We start from the raw sequence: 21,834 nt of genomic DNA on the forward strand, positions 1-21,834 counted from the left end.
TGCTCATCCTGATGAGGGGCATCACCTCCTCTCCACTTAAAATCTTATTTAGAGACCATGTCAGACAGCATCGACGTGTTCTCCAAAATATTGAGAACCATCAGCCCGCCAATCAAGGCAATAGCTGTGGGCGCTACAACAAACGTCGTGATCAGCGTTACTTTAGGAGAAGCCTTTGCCGCCTTTTCCTTGATCAGCTCTTTGCGAATGCGGCGCATGTTTTCGGACTGAATCTTGAACGTGACGGCAATCGGAACTCCCAAACGCATGCCCTGAATCAACGCCTTGATCAGCATCTGAAACTCAGGGTTGTCATTGCGGCGCAGCAGCTGCTCATACGCCTTTTCGCGGGGGACTCCCAAATCCAGCTCTTGATTGAACCGAGAGAATTCCTCTTGGATAGGCCCCTGGAAAAACTGCATGACCGCGCGCAGTGATTGATCCAGGCTGACCCCAGCCTGCAAGGTAACACTCACGGTATCCAGAAATTCCGGCAGATCGTAGCGAATCTGGTTTTGCCGTTCCTTCGCCCGATTTTTCAACAGGACAATCGGCAGGAAATAACCGACCAATGGCCAGACAATCAGTCCGTAGGTGGCAAAGGGGAAGCCCAGGATAAACAAGACAATCCCGACAATCCCTCCAAGCAAAGCGAGGAAGATCTTCGTGCCCTGAAACCGCTCGACACTCAAATCGTACGGACGCCCTGCCTTCAGCAGCCATTCCTCCACCTCATGCGACTCACTGAAAAAATTGATGCGTTGACCGAGCGCGGAGTAGTCGTCACTGTAGGCAAGCAGCTTTTTGATCCACTTCTCGGATGCTGTCTCCCGCTTGCGTACTTTATAGCCTCGCGTGCCGGTTGTTTCATGCACGTGGTTGATCAGTTTTTCCTTCTCGATTGAATAGCGATAAAATTCCTTCAGGAAAATGATAAAAAATAACAGGAACAAAAACAGACAGGTAAGGATCCAAGCGTCCATCTTCTCACACCTTTATGTTGGTCACTTTTTTGACCAGGACGTAGGACAGGATCGTCCCGACGATAAATACCCCTAGCAAAACCAGGCCAAAACCGGAGAACAACGGGTCGATAAAACCTTTGTTGATTGTGTTCATCATCAGCACCAAAGCGATCGGCATGATCGGCACCAGGATGGAGACGTAGCGCTGCTCGGCCGTCATCGTCTTGATCTCCTGATTGACGATGCGCCGATCCTCCAGCGTCTCAGCCATCTCCTGCAAGACCTCGCTGAGATTTCCTCCTGCCCTCCGCTGAATGTACAGGGTCGCTGCAAATATGCGAAAATCTCTCGTCGGAATGCGCTTTTCCATATCCATCAGCGCTTTGTCAAAACCGACGCCCAATTGCAGTTCCCGCGCCATGCGTTTGAATTCCATGCCGGCCGGTTGGGGGATTTCTCGCGCCACCAGCTCAATCCCCTGTGTGAGGGTAAGCCCGGCACGCAGCGAGTTGGCGAGCAGTCGGCATACATCTGAGAGCTGATCGTTCATCCGCTCCTGATATTTGTTGCGACGGATGATGAACAGCAGGTTTTGGATCATGTACATACTGGCTGCACCAATGAGCAGGTTGTAAGGAAATTTCAATCCGACAACATTGTTTAGGAAGAATGCCAATCCAAACGAACCAATCAGCATGATTCCGTAATACTCCGAGGGAGCCAGAGAAATATTGGCCTTAATCAGCTTGCCATGAATCTCTTGGGCATGAGGCGTGCGGTCGAAGCGATCCCCCCAGTCGGACAGAAAGCTTCGGCGCTGCGCTTTGACGTCGTACCATTCCTCCGCACGCTTCTTCCACTCCGTCTTCTTCGCCCGGTACCCCAGGTATTCATAGATGCCCCAGATGCCGAGCAGGACGGATAGACTAAATAGGATGGAGATGCTCACGCCTTTTCACCTCCGCAGACTTGAACAGGGATTCGTCGATTTCGATGCCGAAGGTCCGCAATCGGTCCAGGCAGCGCGGGATCATGCCTGTCGGCGTAAAATAGCCGAGCACCTCTCCGGTCTTGCCCATTCCAATGCGTTGAAAACGGAAAATCTCATTGACCTCAATCTGTTTGTCAGGCCCTGTGTAAACCTCCGAGATCGAGACCATCTTCCTCGTCCCGTCCGAGAGGCGCGTTACCTGGACGATGATGTCGAGAGCACTGACGATGTATTCGCGTATGACCGAAGAAGGCAATTCCATCCCGGCCATGATGACCATCCCCTCCAAGCGGTTGAATGCATCTTGCGGGGTGTTGGCATGCACCGTAGTCAAGGAGCCTTCGTGACCCGTGTTCATGGCTTGCAGCATGTCGAATGCCTCAGCGCCGCGAACCTCCCCGACGATGATACGGTCGGGACGCATCCGCAGAGAGTTGCGGACCAGGTGGCGAATCGTGATCTCTCCCTTGCCCTCCATGTTGGGGGGACGCGCTTCCAGTCCCACGCAATTGGGTCGATCCAGCTTCAGCTCCGCCGAGTCCTCAATGGTGATGACGCGTTCGAACAACGGAATGGCTTTGGAGGCGGCGTTGAGCAGGGTCGTCTTCCCGCTTCCCGTCCCTCCCGAGATCAGCACGTTCATCTTCGCCTTGACGACTGATTCGAGGAAAAACGCCATTCTGTTGTCAAAGGCATTAAAATTCATCAAGTCCTGCATCGAGTAAGGTTCTTTGCGGAATTTCCGGATCGAGACGAGCGTTCCGTTCAGGCTGACAGGAGGAATTACGGCGTTTACACGGCTGCCGTCCTTGAGACGGGCATCCACCATCGGCGAGCTTTCGTCGATTCTTCGCCCGAGCGGGGCTACGATCCGGTCGACGATATGGCGAAGATGCTCCTCGTCCCGGAATTTCAAATCCGTCAGCTCCAGTCGTCCCTTTTTCTCGATATACACTTCCTTGTGCCCGTTGATGGAAATCTCCGTAATCTCAGGATCTGCCAACAATGGCTCCAAAGGTCCCAAGCCGACGGACTCATTGATCAGTCTGGTCAGCAGCAATTCCTTTTCCGTGCGGGGAATGACGACCTTTTCTTCTGACATGTACTGGGACACCATGCGTTCAATCGCCAGTCGCATTTCTCCCGGAGACAAGCTGGTCAGACGATCCAGATTGGTCTCGCGCAACAGTCTCGCTTTATAGTGATCCGCCAGTTCGTCGATGTACGGATTATGGTAAGCAGGAGCTGCGAGTGGACGGGCGTCGTTGTCAGGCTTTGCGGGCTGTTCTTCTTTGCGTCGAAATAATGCCATGTCCTTCGCCTCCTATGACAGCTTGGAAAGTACCCATTTGCGAATATCTTTGGCAGCGGCGGAAAGCTTTTTTTCATTGGCTTCTCGTTGCAACGGCTGTCCTTGATTGACTGCTGCCTGTACGCCGCGATGATCGCGGCAAATTTCGGCTGTGATCGGGGTTTGAATCAGTCCTTTCAGATCGGAGACGTTCAGTTCATTGTCCCTGCCGACCTTGTTGACGACGATTTCAAGCCTTCCTTGTGTGTCGATTCGCAATCTTCTGAACAGATCTTCCACCAGTCTGTACGTCTGCACCGACGGCGTATCCAAATTCATGACGTAATAGATGATATCCGACTCCTCAAGCGCCGAATACGTAAGTTCGTTCATGTAGGAAGGCAGATCCAGGATGACAAAATCATAGCTGCGACGACTGGCGCGGATCAGCCGCGTAATGAATTCCTCAGATATATTTTCTGCCGTTTCCGCATCGCGCGGGCTAACCAGCACTTCCAGCTTGGAATGGGTCTCACGCTGCGACACATTGCGTATATGGTTTTCATTCATCTCGTTTATCACAGGAACCAGATCAGCCAAAGTCCTCGTGCTGTCGAGCGAGAAGAAGGTCTCTACTCCACCGTATTGCAGGTTCAGATCGATCAGCAGTACTCGTGCGGTCGATTCCAGCTTGAGTGATTGCGCAAAACCGGTGGCCATCTGGGTACGGCCGCTCCCTCCCTTTCCGCTGTAAAAGGAATAGACCTTTCCCCGTCCTCTGACGAATGCCTTTCCGGTAGCTACAGTCCCTTTTTTGCGCTGCTGATGCTGCTCCAGCTCTGCGATTTTCTCCAAGCGATCCGTCAACAGCGTCAGTTCGTCCGGCATCAGGATGTATTCGATGGCCCCTGCTCGGATGACATCGCGCACCAGGGCAAAGTCCTGCTTCTCTGTCAAAAAGATGATAATGCCTTCCGGGAGTTCTCCCTGGATATACTGAACCAGCTCCACCCCTGTGCCATCCTCGGGTTGGACGAGCAACACGACATCAGGCGCGATCCTGTCGATCTCCTTCTTCACTTCATGCGAAGTCGTATAGTGGACGTTTCGCTGCGCAAGCGATTCGCGCAGCAGATTCTGAATGGAATCATAATCGGCGACCACGAGTATCTTCATATCGGTGTTCATACATTAGCCTCCTGGATTTGAAACTGGTGGTGATGGAGTCCCTGCCGCGGGGGTCTGTGCCGGCGGTGGTTGCTGACCAGGGACAGGCGCTGTAGGAGGTGTCTGCGTTCCAGGTGTTGCCGGTGTTGCTGGTGCAGCAGGAGGCGTCGCAGGCTGCTGGCTTTCAGGAGACCCTTCTGTCGGTGGAGCCCCTTCCCCGGACGGCTTCTCGGAGAACGGCTCGGGTATGCCCAATTCTCCCTTCCCGACGTTCGATTTCAGAATCCTCATGACCTGTGCATAGTGCTGCTGATGGATAAAGATCGGTACTTGCTCAAATGGCATCTCCAGCGCGACGCCGCGAAATTGATCATCCGATTTGGCGACCATAGCGACGGGCACATCCTTCATGAACACCTCTGTGGCAGGTTTGCCATTGTCATTATGAGAGACGATGATATCCACCCGGTCCAAGGCCTCCAGCTGCTGATCGAAAACGATTTTTCCCGAGGCGTATACCGTGACGAGACGATTGTTCTGATCTCGTACCGTTGTAGCCGGCTTGATGATGTTTTTCGTGATGATGTTGCCTTTTGACAAAGGAACGACGGTAACTTGGTTTTTCAAGCTTGCTTTATCCGTAATATACGAATCATCTGCAAACTTCTTCGGAATTTCTCTTGTGGTGATCTGGTCCGGTTGAATCAAGGCGCGGGATGCAATATCCGTATTCGCCACGTAGATTTCCACCATTTCACCCAGTTGTGCATTCAGATCCTTGATTTTCTTTAAAAACAAAAAGCCTGCTCCTGCCGCCAGCAATATGGATAGCGCCAGAAAAATAATGGCTCTACGCTTGGATTCAAGCATGCGATGATTCCCTCTCCTTAGGTAAACGCTTTTGTTTATAGGGTGGAGCCACAAGAAATTTTACATGATTAACCTGCAAAAATCGCCACATTTACCGTAAATTTTTAGTTAAGATGGTAAAATAAGGTAAAAGTCCCAAACGAAACCCCTACAGATCCTCCAGTTTTCCTACTGGATGCCCGTTCTATGTGCTTAGTAATAGAAGGAAACCATCATCAAAAACATCGTTCCAGAAGCGATATACGGGGCCATGGGGATCTCCTGTTTGTTGCTCCTCTTCATGACTTTGGCCGCAATCCAGATCGGGATCACGCAGAGTCCCGCGAGGAGGTAAGTTAGTCCCATGACGAGCAGGCCAGCCTGCCACCCCAGTGCCGCTCCCACGACCGCAAACAGCTTGATATCTCCTCCGCCTAATTGCCCTCTGCTTATGACAGCCATGACGAGCGTGATTCCTCCAAGTACGACGACGCCTAGTACGAACGAAAACCATCGGTCGGTATGGACAAACGCATGGTAAAGCAAAAAGTAAGCAATTCCAGGCAAGGTAACCCAGTCGTAAATCATCTTGCTGCGCAAATCGGTGTAGACGGCAACCCCCATGATGATCAGCATGGGAATGAAGACGTAGGCTGTCAGCAAACACATCCTCCTTCCTACATTTGGGTTATGACGTCAAACTCACAGACGGACAATTGGCATATTTTGTTGCAATGGGACAAAAAATATTGGATTTTTTTCTCAGGAACAAGGACTTTTCACAGGCAGCCTGTCCGTCTGGCTGGGAGTAACGCCTTATCCGAGCACTTTGCGCTATATGGTCCGTCCCCAGACGGATCACCTGAACTCTGGACTGTGTTAGACTGGAGAATATGGAATGGAAGATTGAGGTAAAGGGATTCTTTTGGATGAAGGATATGATGGGTTATGTTTTGATTGGAATAGGCACACTCTTTGTATTGGCGACCTACAGTGGCCTGGAAATGAAGATGGACGTCCTCTGGCCCGCGTTTCTGTTGATTCCGGGGATTGGTTTTCATCTGATGTTTTTCATGAATCCGCAGCCCAAGCGAGCAGGCCTTCTCGTACCCGGCGGCATCCTGCTGGTCTACGCGCCCCTGTTCTTTTTCAGCGCCCTGTTGCTGGACGGAGACATGAGCAAGACCTGGCCCGTATTCCTCTTGGGCCCTGCCGTGGGTCTTTTTGAGCTGTACATCTTCGGCGGACGCAAACACGCCTTGTTGATTCCCATCTCCCTATTGACCGTCGTCGCGTTCATCTTTCTGGCGTCAAACCTCTTGTCGACCCAATTCGGAGGAATCTTGGGGATGATTCTCATCGTTTGCGGAGGATTTATCTTGATTCGTAAAAAGCAGAGCGACACCCGCTTATAGCAGCGCACTCGACTCCCTTTTGCAAAGTGCACCAGGAGGCATTCACACTCATGAAAAAGCTAACACTGTTGTCCGAAGTCAAGGATCATGTCGAAACAAATCCAGTAAGCCTTTTGTTCATAAAAATGGCGAACTGCGGGGTATGCGACGCAACCTTGGAGAAAACCGTCCAACTGCTGCAATCCTACCCGGAAATACCGGCCGGGGTGGTCTCTATCGAAGATACGCCTTCACTCGCGGGAGAATGGCTTGTCTTTACCGCCCCCACCATCCTGCTGTTCATGGAGGGAAAAGAGGTACATCGCCAATCGCGAATTGTCGTGTTTGGCGAGTTGGAAAATGCCTTGCACAGAGCAAAAAAGGTGTCCACCGAGTAGGGAACCTACTCAGGTGGACACCTTTTCACTTTTCATCAAGAACATTACCAGGCTGCGATGCAACCGTCCGTACGCATATCGGTACCTCCAACCAGTACCCCATGCTCGTTTCGCCAGATGATCTGACCACGGCCAAAGTAATTTCCCGGCTGGGCCCATTTAATGTCATGACCTTTTCGCTGCAGCGCCAGAGCCAAATGCTCAGGGAAGTGGCGCTCCAGTTCTACGGTCTTGCCCTCGAGCCACTGCCAGCGCGGCGCATCAAGAGCCGATTGCGGATTGAGATGGAAGTCTACCGTGTTCATGACGACCTGCATATGTCCTTGCGGCTGCATGAACCCGCCCATCACCCCGAATGGTCCTACAGCTTTTCCATCCTTCGTCAGGAAGCCTGGAATAATGGTATGATACGTCCGTTTGCCCGGCTCCAAACGATTATAGTGCTCAGGATTCAGCGAGAAGTTGTGACCACGGTTCTGCATCGCAATACCTGTATCCGGAATCACGACACCGGAGCCGAAGCCCATGTAGTTGCTCTGGATGAAGGATACCATGTTGCCTTCATTGTCTGCCGTGGACAGGTAGACGGTACCGCTTCCGTTCGGTTTGCCCGGCTCTGGTGTCAAGGCCTCGTCTCCAATCAGGGAACGTCTGGCGGCAGCATACTCGTCGGAGAGCAGCTCCTCAACCGTTACACCCATTTGTTTCGGCTCGGTAATGTAATGCATGCCATCCGTAAAGGCAAGCTTCATCGCTTCAATCTGCTTGTGATACGTATCGATCGAATCCTTCGCAGTGACGTCGAACCCTTTCATGATGTTCAATGCCATCAGCGCGACCATACCTTGACCGTTCGGCGGGATTTCCCACACGTCATAGCCGCGGTAGTTGACGCTGATTGGCTCCACCCACTCCGGCTGGTAAGCAGCCAAATCCTCTTTGGTCAGGAAGCCGCCGCACTCGCGGGAGAATGCGTCGATTTTTTCAGCCAATTCACCGCGATAGAAGCTCTCTGCATTCGTCTCAGCGATGAGGCGCAAGGTTTGGGCATGTGCAGGCGATTTCCAGATCTCGCCCGCCTTGGGGACATGTCCGTCAGGGGCAAAGGTCTTGAACCAATGCTCAAATTCTGCACCCGTGCATGATTTTTTAAATTTTTTATAGGCCTGGTTCCAGTAGAAAGCCAGCGTCGGGGAGAGCGGGTAGCCATTCTCCGCATATTCGATAGCTGGTTTGAGCACTTCGGTCAAAGGCAAGCGGCCAAAGCGCTTCGACAATGCCGCCCAAGCGCCCGGCGCACCCGGTACCGTTACCGGAGTCCATCCCAGCACTGGCATTTCTTCATGCCCTTTGGCTTTCACAGCGTCGATGGAAATGCTTTGCGGAGAAGGACCGCTTGCATTGAGACCATACAACTCGTCTTTTATCCAAACCAGTGCAAAAGCATCTCCGCCAATTCCGTTGGATGTCGGCTCCACGACCGTCAGGCAAGCAGCGGTCGCGATCGCTGCGTCAACGGCATTTCCGCCTTTCTTCAATATATCCAAACCTGCCTGTGCAGCCAGCGGTTGAGAAGTGGCAACCATGCCATTCTTTGCAAAAGTCGTCATACGCCGGGATGCGTACGGGTATTCGTGTGCATCGAATTGCGTCATCTTGTGTACCCCCAGTTTTCTAGTGAGATCCTATCCAATAAAAAAGAAGCCGTACGCCATCGAAACGATGATGACCAGTGCAGGATGCACCTTCCACGTCTCCAAAAGTAAAAAAGAAGCTACGCTCAAAATCCCTGTCTGCATCCAGCCGATGCCTTCGACGGCCCCCAGCAGGAACTGATATGTCAGGGTTCCCAACAGCACGGTTACTACCGGACGAACAGATTGGGTCATCGCTTTTACTTGTGGCGCCTTGCGGAAAAGATGAATAAATTGAAGCAGCAAAATCATCGCAATAGCCGTTGGAGCGACCGTAGCGATCAAAGCGACCGCAGCGCCCGGCACTCCCGCTACTTGATAGCCGATATAACCAGCCAGCTTCGTTCCGATCGGGCTCGGCAACGCGTTGGCAACAGCCAGCACTTCCCCGAATTCCTGAACGGACATCCACCCGTATACATCGACTACTTCATTCTGAATAAGCGGAATACTCGGAGGACCACCGCCGTACCCGAGTGTATTGGCGATAAAGAAGGCCCAAAACAATTGCAGATAAATCATGCCGCCCCCTCCTCGCTGTCCTTTTTCTTCCGTTTCCGGATAGACCAGGTTGTATAAGCAAACGAGAAGAGAAGCGCGATTCCGACGACGAGTCCCGGATGCAGATCCAGGATGATCAACGCCAGGACCGACAGGGCAAGACTGATGCTGGCACCAGTTTTCGTAGATGCTCCCTGCCAGCCCTTTTGCAGGAACTCCCAGGTCATAACCCCGGTCATGACCGCAATCACTGGACCGATTGCCTGAATCATGCCGTACACACCTGGGGCGTCTTTATAGCGATAGATGACCTGCAGAAGCCCGATCATCAGCAACACCACAGGCATGACCACTGCGATATTCGCTACGAGCGCGCCCTTCCAGCCTTTTACCCGGTAACCGATGTACGCGGCAAGCTTGGTCGCAATCGGACCGGGCAAGGCATTACCCAGAGCCAGATTGTCCGCAAAATCGTCATCCGTAACCCATTTGTATTTCTTCACGCATTCTGTATGAAACAGAGGAACCATCGTTGGTCCCCCTCCAAAACCAAAAATTCCGATACGAAAAAAAGCGACAAACAACTGCCAATAAACCATACTGTACCTCCATCCTGACCCTACTTGCTAAGCAGCTCTCCCGATTGAACCAGGTGACAAGAGACTAACTGGCCAGCTCCGATGTCAGACAGGCTCGGTACCTTCGATTTGCAAATATCCGTTGCGTATGGACAACGCGGGTGAAAGGTACAACCACTGGGCGGGTTAGCAGGGCTTGGCAAATCGCCCGTCAGTAGGATCCGCTCCCGCTTTTGTCTTGGTTTGGCCACCGGTACTGCAGACAGCAATGCCCGCGTATACGGATGGCTCGGATTTTCAAACAAAGTGCGCTTGTCGGCAATTTCTACAATACGTCCCAAATACATAACGGCGATGCGATCGCAGAGATGTTTGACAACGGAGAGATCATGCGAAATAAACATGAGAGTCAGATTAAACTCTTTTCGCAGATCTTTGAGCAAATTCAGTACTTGCGATTGAATCGATACGTCAAGCGCAGATACAGGTTCATCCGCGATGATCAGCTTCGGCTTGACGACCAGCGCGCGGGCAATCCCGATCCGCTGGCGTTGTCCCCCGGAGAAATCATGCGGGTGACGGTTCAAATGCTCTTTTCTGAGTCCTACGATCTCGATGATTTCCTCGATCGTTTTCAATCGTTCCGCAGGTGTGCCGATATTGTGGACCATCAGCGATTCCATCAAAATCTGCTTGATGGTCATTCGTGGATTCAGTGACGCGTAAGGATCTTGGAAGATCATCTGCAAGTCCTTGCGCATACGGCGCATATCTTCTTTAGGCAGTTTCGCCAGGTCTTTACCATCAAACCATACTTCCCCTGAAGTCGGCTCCAGCAGACGGAGAATGGTACGTCCTGTCGTCGATTTTCCACAACCAGATTCCCCTACAATCCCCAGTGTTTCACCTGGGAATACCTGCAGGTCAATCCCGTCCACCGCTTTTACATACCCGGTCGTCTTCTTCAGGAATCCGCCCTTGATCGGAAAATGCTGCTGCAACCCCTTCACTTCCAATAGAGGTGTCGTCATGCCTGTTCCCCCTCCTCTGCGTACAACCAGCAGCGGCATTTATGCCCTTCCAGTTGCAACAAGTCCGGCGCTTTTTCCTCACAGATCGGCATGGCCTTGGTGCAGCGGGGAGCAAAGCGGCAGCCTGTGGGCATCTGGTGAGCCAATGGCACGGAACCAGGGATCGTCTCCAGATACTCACGTTCGTTCTCCAGATCCGGGATCGAATTCATCAATCCGATCGTGTACGGATGCTTGGGATCTTCAAACAAGGTCTCGACATCCGTCTCTTCCACCACCTGACCGGCGTACATGACAATGACCCGGTCGCACATCTCGGCTACTACACCCAGGTCATGCGTGATCAGCATGATGGAAGTACCTGTTTTTTCTTTCAGATTACGCATCAAATCAAGAATTTGCGCCTGAATCGTTACATCCAGCGCTGTAGTAGGCTCATCCGCGATGATCAGCTTGGGATCACAAGACATCGCCATGGCAATCATCACACGCTGACGCATACCGCCTGACAACTGATGCGGGAATTCTCCGTAAATTTCCTCAGCACGCGGCATTCCTACTGCTTTCAACATGGCAATCGCGCGTTCTTTCGCCTGTGCGCGGCTTACCTTGGTATGCAGCATGACCGCTTCTTCGATTTGTTTGCCTACCGTATGCAGTGGATTGAGCGATGTCATCGGTTCCTGAAAAATCATCGCGATTTCATTTCCACGCACGGTTTGCATTTCTTTTTCCGACAGCTCCAACACATTCTTGCCGTTGAAACGAATGCTGCCTCCCGAACTTCCGTTGGGGGGCAATAGTCGCATGATCGAAAGGCTAGTGACGCTTTTTCCGCAGCCTGATTCGCCCACGACGCCTAGCGTTTCGCCGGCACGGATGGAGAAGTCGACGCCGTCAACGACACTGACGACACCATTGTCCGTGCGAAACCGGGTTCTCAGTTGTTCAACTTCCAAGATCGTCGTCATCTGCTCCACTCCCTTATTCTATTTACGCGACCGCGGGTCCAATACCTGCTGAAGTCCATCACCTAATAAGTTGAAGCCCAAAACCACCAGGAAGATGGCAATACCTGGGTAAAAAGTCGCGTAAGGCGCAATCGACATCAAGCTTTGCGCATGGTTCAGCATACTGCCCCAAGAAGGCGTCGGCGGCTGTACCCCCAGACCCAGATAAGAGAGGGAAGCTTCCGCGATAATCCCCGAAGCCATCGCCAAAGTCGCCTGAATCATGATCGGATTCATCGCGTTCGGCAGGATGTGACGAAAAATGATGCGTGCGTCTTTCACCCCGACGGAGCGCGCTGCCTGGATGTACTCCATGTTGCGCAAGGACAATACTTGACCGCGTGTGATACGGACAAACGCCGGCGAAAAGCCGATCCCGATCGCCAGCATCGCATTCCCGAAGCCGGAGCCCAGCACAGCGGAGATGGCCAAAGCCAGGATCAAAAACGGAAACGCCTGCATCGCATCCACCGAACGCATGACGATCCACTCGTCCCAGAATCCTCGATAATAGCCGGATAACAGGCCGATCGGCACGCCGATCAGCATGGCGATTCCGACAGAAATGAGTGCCGCCTGAATCGAAATGCGTGCACCGTATACAACGCGTGAGAAAATATCCCGTCCTAGATCATCCGTACCAAACCAGTGCTCATCGCCAGGAGGCAGTAAAATCTTGCTGTAATCTTGTTCATTCGGATCGAACGGGGCGATTTGTGGAGCGAAGATGGCGACAACAATCAGTGTCAAAATGATCAAAGCTCCGATCAGACCCAATCCGTTGCGAAGAAATTTGCGAAAGGTTTTCATTATTCGCCCGCTCCTTTCCCGGACTTGATCCGTGGGTCGATGACTGCGTACAGGATGTCGACGACCAGATTGACAAGCACGACCAGCATCGCCGAGACGAGGATCGCTCCCTGCACGGTGACATAGTCACGTTTGAAAACAGATTCGACGATCAAACGTCCGAAGCCAGGAATGGAGAAAATCGATTCCGTGATGACCAGACCGCCCAAGAGACCAGCAATCATCAGACCGGACGTCGTGATGACCGGAACCATTGCATTGCGGAGTGCGTGCCCCAGAATCGTGCGAGCCTCGTTCAGGCCCTTTGCTTTTGCGGTACGAATAAAGTCCATATTGACGACATCCAGCAGGGAGGAACGCAGCATCCGCATCAGTACAGCAGATTCACGAAGGCCCGTGGCCACACAAGGCAGAATCATCGCCATCAGGTTTTGCGCCGGATTTTCCGAAAAAGGCACATAACCGGAAGAAGGCAGCCATTGATTTTCTACTGCGAAGAAAATAATCATCATCATCGCCAGCCAGAAGCTGGGGATACTCATCCCGCCCAAAGCGGCAAAGGTACTCGTATAATCAACCCAGGTTCCGCGTCGAACCGCAGCCAGAATTCCCGCGGGAAAGGCAATCAGGATCGCTACGAGAAAGGTCCCGATCGTCAATTCCACCGTTGCGGGAAGCCGCTGTATGATCAAATCGATGACCGGTACTCTGTCCGTGATCGACATCCCCAAATCTCCCGTCACTACTTTTCCCAACCAGGAAAAATACTGCTCCACGATCGGCTTTTCCAGTCCAAGTTCTGTACGCAGTGCCTGATACGCTTCCGGTGTCGCTTCTTGGCCTAAAATGACCCGGGCAGGGTCGCCCGGGATCATGTGGATCAAGGAAAATGTCATGATCGACACCAGCAGGAGAATCGGGATTGTCAACAACAGACGTCTAAGTATGAACATCATGACAATTCCCCCTCGCTCTAGCTGTTAACTTTATCTTGCTTATTGCTTGTCCAGTGTTGCAGTGCGGATCAGACCATCTGGCACATACGTAAAGCCTGTTACCTTCTTGTTCATGCCGATCAATACGTATTGGTGGTACAGATACGCATAGACAGCTTCGTCCTGCGATACTTTGATGACTTCATCGTAGAGAGCTTTGCGCTTGCTTTCATCCTGCTCTGAGCGAGCTTTCAGAATCAGTTCATCCAGTTGCGGTACACTGATGCGTCCATAGTTGTTGCCATTGCCCGTCACGACGAAATCGTGGACGTTGCCATCCGGGTCCTGACGACCGGACCAGCCCAGTTGCATCGCCTGGAAGTCACCCTTGCTGCCTGCTTCCAGCATTTGACCATACTCTACTTTTTCCAGCACAACATTGATGTTGTGTTGTTTCAGCATGTTTTGCAGAACTGCACCCAATTGCTCATTCTCCGGAGAAGTGGAGATCAGCAATTTGAACTCAAAACCGTTCGGCTTTCCGCCTTTGGCAAGCAACTCTTTGATTTCATCCGCATTTGGGGCTACAGGCTTGTTCAACTCTTCGTTGTAGGCCAGGTTGCCTTTGGCAAAAGCAGTGCGGGCTGGAGCAGCGTAGCCGTTAAACAAAACTTTTACCAGCGCTTCGCGGTCGATGGCGCGATCCACAGCCGCACGCAAGTATTTGTTGTCGAATGGAGCAGCGGAATTGTTCAGGTGCAAGCCTTGGTGACCCATACCGGATTCTGCGATCAGCTGCAGGTTGGAATCGCCTTCGACCGCCGGGATTTCCTTCGTTGGCGTGTCATCAATGATGTCCAGCATGCCGGAACGCAGATTTTGCACTTTCGCCGTTCCATTTGTAAATACCTTGTAGTTTACTTCATCCAGCTTCACTTCGCCGTTCCAGTAGTTTTCGTTCTTTTTCAGGCTGACGCTGTCGCCTTTTACCTGTTTGACGAAAACGAATGGGCCTGTCCCTACTGGCGCGTTGAGGAAGTCGTCCCCTTTTTCTTTTGCTGCTGTAGGAGAGACCATCATACCCGCGCGGTCTGTCAGAACGGAGAGGAATGGCGCGAACGGCTCTGTCAACTGAACAGTCACGGTGTCATTGTCCACCACGCTGACTGATTCCACGAATTTCAGATCGCCTTTGCGCTTGGATTTCTCCGTTGTCATGTTGCGATCGAAGTTGAATTTGACGGCTTCTGCATTAAAATCGGTGCCATCGTGGAACTTGATGCCTGTTTTCAGCTTGAATGTATAGGTCTTGCCATCTGGGGATACTTCATAGGTATCAACCAGCATCGGCACGATTTTTCCATCTGGAGAAATATCGAACAGCTTGTCATACAGGCTTGCATATACCTGGCGATCATACAGCGATGTGGAGATCGTCGGGTCCATCGAAGGCGGATCTGCCTTCAGTCCGATATTCAGGACTTTCTTCTCATCGGATGGCGCCGGAGCAGCTGCACCGCCATTATTGTTGTCGCTAGGAGCGCTGTTTCCGCCGCAACCTGTCACCAACAGAACTGTACCCAGTACGGCACTTAACAAAGCTTTGTTCATCTTTTTAGAAAACATATTCTTCCCCTTCTCTCTATTTGTCTCTATAGTCCGACAATTTTGAACATAAAAAAATTCAGCTTGTCTTCTCCCCTCCCGAAAGGCATTCCCCCCTTCATTCCTGTATCCGGTCAGCGGATGAATTTGTACTTTGACTTGAGAATTTTCAGTTCATTAATCACATTCACGCGGGTGACACCGGGAACCTTGTTCAGCTTGTTCATGAGAAACTGTGCCAGTTCTTCGTAATTTCTGACCAGGATCTGAATAATGAGCTGATAATCTCCTGTCGTCAAGACAATCAGTCTGACCTCCACGATCTCATTCAAGGTCGCCACCACATCGTCTAGCTTGTTTGCTTCTACTGCAACCTGGATGAACGACTGAACATTCAACCCTGCTTTGACAGGATTCACGATGCCTACCAGACTCAGGACACCTTCATCCTGCATTTGCTGAACGCGCATGCGGACGGTTTTCTCCGTCACGCCCAATTCCTTGGCGATCGTCGTAAAGGGAAGGCGTGCATTTTCCTGCAAGGCTCGGACAATGCCATAGTCGATATCATCTAGTTCCGAGTAAAGCGATCTGCGAAATGTTTCCTCCATCTACGCACCTACCCTAGTTCGTCTTTAAATGCCATTGAAAATGCGTGAGATCAGTCCTAGAAAAACAGTTTTGAGTCGAATTACGTCATTTGTTAGATACTATAATACGAATTCCGACAAATCGCAACCCTTATTCTGAAAATTTGAGTTTGAAAGCATTTTCAATTTTATGCTCGGTGTGAAAAAAGGAAAGATTCCCTGCGAGCAACTCACTCCGCTCGCAAGGAACCTTCTCTTGTCATACGTCTAGTATTCGATCCGGTCTCTTGATGCTGACCACGCCTCGAACGGCGTTTTTCCTTTTAATGGCTGCAATTGTTCGAATGGAATCGAGCGATTTTCATAGGGAAGCTCGATCTCCCGATAGATAAAATGATCGTCGAATCCTACTTGCGCTGCGTCTTCCTTCGTTCCTGAAAAGTAGACCTTGCTTGGCCTCGCCCAGTAAATGGCACCGAGGCACATCGGGCAAGGTTCGCAGCTGGTATACAGCTCGCAGCCTGTCAGTTGAAAGCTCCCCAGATTTTTACAAGCATCGCGGATCGCTTGTACCTCTGCATGGGCTGTCGGATCATTGGTGGCCGTTACTTCATTTCGCCCTGTGCCGACGATTTGCCCATCCCGCACAACGACCGCTCCAAAAGGCCCTCCGTGACTGCTTAATACGTTTTCCAAGGCAAGCGCAATCGCCCTGTCCATCCATGCATGCTGCGACATCTGATCTCCTCCTCGCAGATTCCTCTATCATCTTATGTTTCTCCATCCGGATAAAAGAACAAACCTGCGAGGGCAAGAATCAGGACAAAGCCCGTTTGATATGGAACAGGTAACGGTTGCGGATAATCCAGAAATAGATCGTCTGGACGACGACGAAACTAATCAGCACGATGGCAGTCGGCTTGACGACAGACGCGATCAGCATAAGCTTCAACAGGCTTTGCAGCGAGACGAATGCCACGATGCTATGCGCAATTGCCACCAGGATCGGCACGAAGAACAGCATCGCAATCTGAATGGTCACGATTCGGGTCAGCTCCCCCTCGGTCATGCCGATTTTGGATATGGCGCTGTACCGACGCTTGTCATTTTCCAGGTCTGTATACAAGCGGAAGTAGAGGAAGCTGGCTGCTGCCACAAAGAACAGAACACCGACGAACAACCCGATGAACAGCGCGGTATTTGCCATCTGCTTCATGGAATGGTAGGCAGGAGCTCGCGTAGTGAAGTAGTATTGTTCTCCATCACCGAATCGACCGATTTCTTCCTCCAGGCTGATGCTGATCGCCTTCGTTTCCTTCCATTTCGGCACGTTGTAGCCAAACAGAATTTCTTCCTCCAAGCCATGAAGACGGTCGTATACCGCATCCGGCACCACTGCCAGTCGCTCAAAGCTCAAACCTCTCGTCAGCGGAACGACGGATGGATCTGTCTTGACAGTCAAGCTGCTGTCTCCCACCTGAATGGTTGGACGATCTACGCTATCTCCAACCCAGCGTACGAACGGGAAGATTTCCTGCTCTCCCAGCGCAATCTTGTCCGCGGAATCTGCTGCATCCGCGAATGTGTTGTAGTCTGTCAGCCTCGCTACACCGATATGCTCACCGTCTACCTTGTCCGGCAAGACCCGCATGTGCAATGAATGCTTTTCATAAGAAAAACCCGCCTTCTGCAGCTCGCTCTCCAGCATGGACAAATGCTTTTGCTCATCCGGATTGTCCCTTTTGGTGTGGTATTCAAAAGCAAATGGATGCATCCGGACTGAGGTTTCCTGGATCGATCCGGCCAGTGCAGCCAAGGTTCCCACCGCACAAAAAGCGACAGTCGAGACAATACAAACAAGAAAGAACATGCGTGCATTGTCTTTCATCCGGTAGCCCATGTCAGACAGCGTCAACAAATTGGTTCTTTTCCAGAAAAAGGAGCGGTTTTTCTTCATAATACCAATCAAAAAGACGCTCAACTGGGTGAACAACAGGTATGTTCCGCCAATTGTCATCGCCGTGACAGGCAGAAGCAAGAGGGGCACATACATGCCATCTGCCAGCAGCGCCAGCAGATAACTGACGCCCAACAGACCTGCGGACAACACCGACGGTGTGATCGACGCTTTCGGCTCTGTTTTTGGACGCTGGCTGCCTTGCAGCAATTCCAGCAAGCTGCGTTTGCGCAAAAACAAGACAGTAAAGATCGAGATCGCCGCAAACAGGACCAAAAAGGCGACTGCCGTCAGCACGATCGCTTTCCATGGCCAATAAAAGGGCAAAGCCTGCACGTCGAGCAAAAACCCGGCGAATTGAAAGAAAAGCTTCCCAAGCACCATCCCCAGGATGATTCCAAACAGGATGGAAACTACGCCGATGAGCATATTTTCCATGAATATGAGCAGGTTGCGCTGCAAGGGCGTCATCCCGTGCATGAACAAAATCCCGAACTCCTTCTCCCGCTTCTTTAAAAAAGCCCCGACACAGTAGAGCAGGAAGAAAAAGGCGAACAGGAAGATGACGTATTCCGCGACCATCATTCCGGTCGCTACGGATGCGTTAATCTCCTCATCCACAATACCCGGGTGGAAAATAAACATCGCGTAGACGAAGAAAATCATCACGGAAAACACGCTGCTCAAGAAAAACGCGGCATAGGTGCGCTTGTTGCGGGTGACGTTGTTAAACGCGAATTGTCGAAAGGTCATAGGTGTTCCCTCCCAAAAACGACAACGCGTCAATGATCTTCTGGAAAAAGGCCTGCCTGCTCTCTCCGCGATACAATTCATTGTGGAACTGTCCGTCCTTGATAAAGATCACGCGGTGACAGTAGCTGGCAGCCATGGCATCATGCGTCACCATCATGGTCGTCACCTGATCCGCTTTGTTGATCGCCTCCAGCGTCTCCATCACCTTGCGCGAGGATTTGGAGTCGAGGTTTCCAGTCGGCTCATCCGCCAGCAGCAGGGAGGGCGAGTGGATAATCGCCCGGGCGATGGCTGCACGCTGCCGCTGTCCCCCTGACACCTCGTACGTGAATTTTTCCAAAATGTCCTGAATCCCCAGCTTCGTCGCCACCGCATGAAGCTTTTCCTCCATCACATGCACGCTCTCGCCGTCCAGAGTCAAGGGGAGAACAATATTTTCACCCAGCGTCAGCGTATCCAGCAGGTTGAAGTCCTGAAAGACAAAACCCAGCTCTCTGCGACGAAACAAAGCCAGCTTCGCTTTTTTCAAGAGATGGGGATTGGTGCCGTTGAGCAGCACTTCACCCGAGGTAGGAATATCAATCGTCGAGATCATATTTAACAACGTGGTTTTTCCGCTGCCCGAAGGCCCCATGATTCCCACGAACTCGCCTTTATTGATCGAAAACTCTATATCTGTCAATGCGCGGTAGGTTACTTTCCCGCCGTATATTTTGCTCAAGCTTTTTACTTGCAGCATCTCCATCCGATTTTGCCTCCTTCGTCATCCTGCCTCTACTATAAGAAGGCAATGCCTTTCAAGCCATCGAATTAACTTTCAACCAGCTTACGATCTTGTAAGGTTCGGCACAACGGCTGACAGGACAATCCGGACGGTCGTCCCCATGTCGACGGTCGATTCCAGCTCGACCCCATGATTGAGCCGATTGCAGATTTCCTTGACCAGATAGAGCCCCATCCCGGTAGACTCGGCATATTTGCGCCCATTTTCCCCCGTGAAATACGGCTGGAAGACACGGCGGATGTCTTCGCGCGGAATGCCGATGCCGTAATCCTGGACCTCCAGCACCACCTGCGAGCCCCGCTTATAGGCGCGGATGGTGACCTTGCTGCTTTTTCCTGCAGAATAGCGGACGGCATTCACCATCAATTGATTCAGTACAAAGGAGAGCCACTTCTCATCGGATTCCGCTCGCCACTTCTCATCTACTTGCAATTCCGGATATACCTGATTACGGATAAATAGCCGCTTGTTTTCTCCCACAGCCTGCGATACCAAGGTGCGCAGCGTCACCGGCTCAATCAAAAAGTCCTGCTCGAACCGATCCAGGCGGGCGAGATACAGGACGGTTTCCAAACCGCGCTTGAGCCGATCCAGCTCTTCTCGTACGCTCTCCGCCTTGGCGCTGTCGTCATCCTGCATCAGCAGATGAATGACGGACAAGGGCGTTTTCATCTGGTGCACCCACTGCTGAATGAAGGTGATATGGTCTCTTTGCTTGTTCTCATAGGCGTGCAGCTCCGCTTTGTACAGCCGGTACTGCCCGAGGCAATTCTCGTCCATTGCCCGACACAAGGGGGCGTTCCCATTCGTCTGGGTCAGCTCCTCAAGCGAGAGGACCGGGTTGCTGAGGCGCTGGTAGATCGCCCGATGCGTCAAATACCGGCTCAGCAAAAATCCTCCTGCAAAAAAGATAGACAGGAACATCGCATAAATCATCAAGGAGGGATTCCAGTATCCGTCCAGCGCAAATATCAGCAACAGCAATATTAGCTGAACGAGGAAGAAGACGGCAAATGCCCATTGATCCCGTAAAAACAATTTCATGCCTGGTCCTCCCAAGTCGCCTTCAACCGATAGCCGGAGCCACGCACGGTCTCGACCGCTCCTTCCAGCCCCATATCCTTCAATTTGGCCCGCACGCGGGTAATATAGACGTTTAGCGTATTTTCATCCACGAATTGCTCGTCCCACAGCTTTTCCAGCAAACGCTCCCGGCTTACGACCCGCGGATGCTGATTCATCAACGCCTCCAGCAAGAGCGCTTCCTTTTTGCTGAGCTCGATGCGCTGGTCATGGATCGCCAGCTCCATCCGCTCGATATACAGTTTGAGGCCAGCGACCTCCACCGTCCGCTCTCCTTCCTGCGGCGCGTACATCCCATAAGCGCGGCGCAATTGGCTGCGAATCTTCGCAAGAACCACATCATAGTCAAACGGTTTGGTGATATAGTCATCGGCCCCATTCTCCAAAGCCATCACCTGATCCATTTTGCTTTCCCGAGCAGAGATGAACAGGATCGGGCAGTTGGAGACCTGACGCATTTGCCTGCACCAGTAGAAACCATCGAACTTGGGCAGGTTGACGTCCAGCAGGACCAGGTCGGGCCGTTCGGCAGTAAATAGCTCCATAACGCGATCGAATTGTTCGATGTTCACGATGCGATAGCCGTACTTCTCCAATTGACTTTGCAGCAGCTGATTGATTTTCGGATCATCTTCTACAATCATGATCGTTGACATGACAGCGACTTCTCTCCCCTCAACTTTCCTCATCCCTTAATGATACTGCGAATCACGGTCGACGCCAACCTGTCCCAAGTGTCGGGCAAATCAAATAGGATGGAGCACCCTCCATCCTACGCTTCTGCTTTCATGATTTGCTGCAGCTTCCGAATGCCACGGAAGTGCAATATTTTTACAGATGCCTCCGACTTGCCCAGAATCTGAGCGATTTCATTCATCCGCAGGTCTGCCAGATACCGCAGGCTGATGACATTGCGCTGGTCCACTGTCAGGTTATGTACCTGCTTCCAGAGACCTTCCGTCGTCTCCTGGGTCAGCAGACTTGCTTCCGGCAATTCGTCTTCATCCGTCGCCTTGATGGAGCTGAACATCTCCTGATCCACTGGACACTCCCGCTTCTTGCGCAAGTAATCGATCAATGTGTTGTGAGCAATCCGAAAGATCCAGGCGCCAAATGGATGACGGCGATCATACTGCTCCAGCTTGGAATAGACCTTGATAAAAACGGTCGTGGTCAAATCCTCCACGTCCCATACGTTTTTCACGCGGTAACGAAAATAGCGATGTATTTTTTCAGCGTACTCTTCGTAGATTTGCTGATGATCTAATTGCGGATATACTCTTGCTGTACTCATGGCATTCATGGTTTTCACCCTCGATCTCCTGTTTCCTCATTCTTGACTTCATTCTAAAAGAGATTGGGTGAGGGAACCATCGAGTTAACTTTCAGGAACCTTACACTTTTGTAAGGAAGTTTTTTGTGGGTGTAAGTAAACAGTTCGGGTGTTA

General features: G+C 51.6%; 22 protein-coding genes and 1 pseudogene. 2 read left to right on the forward strand and 21 right to left on the reverse strand.

Annotated features, from left to right (window positions below; translation table 11 throughout):
- Window positions 1-44: 44 nt before the first annotated feature.
- The 6 genes from T458_RS39630 to T458_RS39655 form a co-directional block, all read right to left on the reverse strand.
- Window positions 45-983, reverse strand: coding sequence for a type II secretion system F family protein (locus T458_RS39630; RefSeq protein ID WP_023556607.1), 939 nt, complete (start codon window positions 981-983; stop codon window positions 45-47).
- Window positions 984-987: 4 nt separating this feature from the next.
- The gene (locus T458_RS39635; protein WP_023556608.1) at window positions 988-1,914 is read right to left on the reverse strand and encodes a type II secretion system F family protein; all 927 of its coding nucleotides are present in this window, start codon (window positions 1,912-1,914) and stop codon (window positions 988-990) included.
- The gene (locus T458_RS39640; RefSeq protein ID WP_023556609.1) at window positions 1,892-3,268 is read right to left on the reverse strand and encodes a TadA family conjugal transfer-associated ATPase; all 1,377 of its coding nucleotides are present in this window, start codon (window positions 3,266-3,268) and stop codon (window positions 1,892-1,894) included. Before T458_RS39640 ends, T458_RS39635 begins: the two co-directional genes overlap by 23 nt.
- A 12-nt stretch (window positions 3,269-3,280) precedes the next feature.
- The gene (locus T458_RS39645) at window positions 3,281-4,435 is read right to left on the reverse strand and encodes a CpaE/TadZ family protein (RefSeq protein ID WP_023556610.1); all 1,155 of its coding nucleotides are present in this window, start codon (window positions 4,433-4,435) and stop codon (window positions 3,281-3,283) included.
- 3 nt (window positions 4,436-4,438) lie between these two features.
- On the reverse strand, window positions 4,439-5,284 hold the full coding sequence (locus tag T458_RS57775) for a Flp pilus assembly protein CpaB (protein ID WP_023556611.1): 846 nt from the start codon (window positions 5,282-5,284) through the stop codon (window positions 4,439-4,441).
- 192 nt (window positions 5,285-5,476) lie between these two features.
- Window positions 5,477-5,926: a prepilin peptidase gene (locus T458_RS39655; RefSeq protein ID WP_023556612.1), complete on the reverse strand. Its 450-nt coding sequence runs from the start codon at window positions 5,924-5,926 to the stop codon at window positions 5,477-5,479.
- 230 nt (window positions 5,927-6,156) lie between these two features.
- Here T458_RS39655 and T458_RS39660 point away from each other — a divergent pair, with 230 nt between their 5' ends.
- Together T458_RS39660 and T458_RS39665 are read left to right on the forward strand one after the other, a co-directional pair.
- Window positions 6,157-6,678: a hypothetical protein gene (locus T458_RS39660; protein WP_023556613.1), complete on the forward strand. Its 522-nt coding sequence runs from the start codon at window positions 6,157-6,159 to the stop codon at window positions 6,676-6,678.
- Window positions 6,679-6,728: 50 nt separating this feature from the next.
- Window positions 6,729-7,055, forward strand: a complete 327-nt coding sequence (locus T458_RS39665; protein ID WP_023556614.1) for a thioredoxin family protein — start codon at window positions 6,729-6,731, stop codon at window positions 7,053-7,055.
- Window positions 7,056-7,099: 44 nt separating this feature from the next.
- On the opposite strand, the gene ggt is transcribed toward T458_RS39665, so the two are convergent.
- The 15 genes and pseudogenes from ggt to T458_RS39740 all read right to left on the reverse strand — a co-directional run bounded on the left by ggt (window position 7,100) and on the right by T458_RS39740 (window position 21,680).
- Window positions 7,100-8,710 (reverse strand): gamma-glutamyltransferase, encoded by a 1,611-nt coding sequence (gene ggt, locus T458_RS39670; protein ID WP_023556615.1) that lies wholly within the window; start codon window positions 8,708-8,710, stop codon window positions 7,100-7,102.
- A 30-nt stretch (window positions 8,711-8,740) separates the two neighbouring features.
- On the reverse strand, window positions 8,741-9,271 hold the full coding sequence (locus T458_RS39675) for a chromate transporter (RefSeq protein ID WP_023556616.1): 531 nt from the start codon (window positions 9,269-9,271) through the stop codon (window positions 8,741-8,743).
- A complete protein-coding gene (locus T458_RS39680; protein ID WP_023556617.1) occupies window positions 9,268-9,849 on the reverse strand; it encodes a chromate transporter in 582 nt (193 codons plus the stop codon). Before T458_RS39680 ends, T458_RS39675 begins: the two co-directional genes overlap by 4 nt.
- A gap of 20 nt (window positions 9,850-9,869) precedes the next feature.
- Window positions 9,870-10,859, reverse strand: a complete 990-nt coding sequence (locus T458_RS39685) for an ABC transporter ATP-binding protein (protein WP_023556618.1) — start codon at window positions 10,857-10,859, stop codon at window positions 9,870-9,872.
- The gene (locus T458_RS39690; RefSeq protein ID WP_023556619.1) at window positions 10,856-11,830 is read right to left on the reverse strand and encodes an ABC transporter ATP-binding protein; all 975 of its coding nucleotides are present in this window, start codon (window positions 11,828-11,830) and stop codon (window positions 10,856-10,858) included. Before T458_RS39690 ends, T458_RS39685 begins: the two co-directional genes overlap by 4 nt.
- Window positions 11,831-11,848: 18 nt before the next feature.
- The gene (locus T458_RS39695) at window positions 11,849-12,679 is read right to left on the reverse strand and encodes an ABC transporter permease (RefSeq protein WP_023556620.1); all 831 of its coding nucleotides are present in this window, start codon (window positions 12,677-12,679) and stop codon (window positions 11,849-11,851) included.
- Window positions 12,679-13,635 (reverse strand): ABC transporter permease, encoded by a 957-nt coding sequence (locus T458_RS39700; protein WP_023556621.1) that lies wholly within the window; start codon window positions 13,633-13,635, stop codon window positions 12,679-12,681. The genes T458_RS39695 and T458_RS39700 overlap by 1 nt, the downstream gene beginning before the upstream one ends.
- A gap of 39 nt (window positions 13,636-13,674) precedes the next feature.
- Complete coding sequence (locus tag T458_RS39705) at window positions 13,675-15,240, reverse strand: ABC transporter substrate-binding protein (RefSeq protein ID WP_023556622.1); 1,566 nt, start codon at window positions 15,238-15,240, stop codon at window positions 13,675-13,677.
- Between the two features lie 113 nt (window positions 15,241-15,353).
- Entirely contained in the window at window positions 15,354-15,830 is a 477-nt protein-coding gene (locus T458_RS39710; RefSeq protein ID WP_023556623.1) for an Lrp/AsnC family transcriptional regulator, read from the reverse strand.
- A 246-nt stretch (window positions 15,831-16,076) separates the two neighbouring features.
- Complete coding sequence (locus tag T458_RS39715) at window positions 16,077-16,547, reverse strand: nucleoside deaminase (protein ID WP_023556624.1); 471 nt, start codon at window positions 16,545-16,547, stop codon at window positions 16,077-16,079.
- 79 nt (window positions 16,548-16,626) lie between these two features.
- On the reverse strand, window positions 16,627-18,519 hold the full coding sequence (locus T458_RS39720; protein WP_023556625.1) for an FtsX-like permease family protein: 1,893 nt from the start codon (window positions 18,517-18,519) through the stop codon (window positions 16,627-16,629).
- Window positions 18,494-19,264, reverse strand: a complete 771-nt coding sequence (locus tag T458_RS39725; protein WP_023556626.1) for an ABC transporter ATP-binding protein — start codon at window positions 19,262-19,264, stop codon at window positions 18,494-18,496. Before T458_RS39725 ends, T458_RS39720 begins: the two co-directional genes overlap by 26 nt.
- Window positions 19,265-19,329: 65 nt before the next feature.
- A pseudogene (locus tag T458_RS39730) lies at window positions 19,330-20,347 on the reverse strand (sensor histidine kinase).
- On the reverse strand, window positions 20,344-21,042 hold the full coding sequence (locus T458_RS39735; RefSeq protein WP_023556628.1) for a response regulator transcription factor: 699 nt from the start codon (window positions 21,040-21,042) through the stop codon (window positions 20,344-20,346). Before T458_RS39735 ends, T458_RS39730 begins: the two are co-directional and overlap by 4 nt.
- Before the next feature lie 116 nt (window positions 21,043-21,158).
- A complete protein-coding gene (locus tag T458_RS39740) occupies window positions 21,159-21,680 on the reverse strand; it encodes an RNA polymerase sigma factor (protein ID WP_031305701.1) in 522 nt (173 codons plus the stop codon).
- Between the last annotated feature and the right edge of the window lie 154 nt (window positions 21,681-21,834).

This window comes from Brevibacillus panacihumi W25 (genome assembly GCF_000503775.1).
GTDB classification, from domain to species: domain Bacteria; phylum Bacillota; class Bacilli; order Brevibacillales; family Brevibacillaceae; genus Brevibacillus; species Brevibacillus panacihumi_A.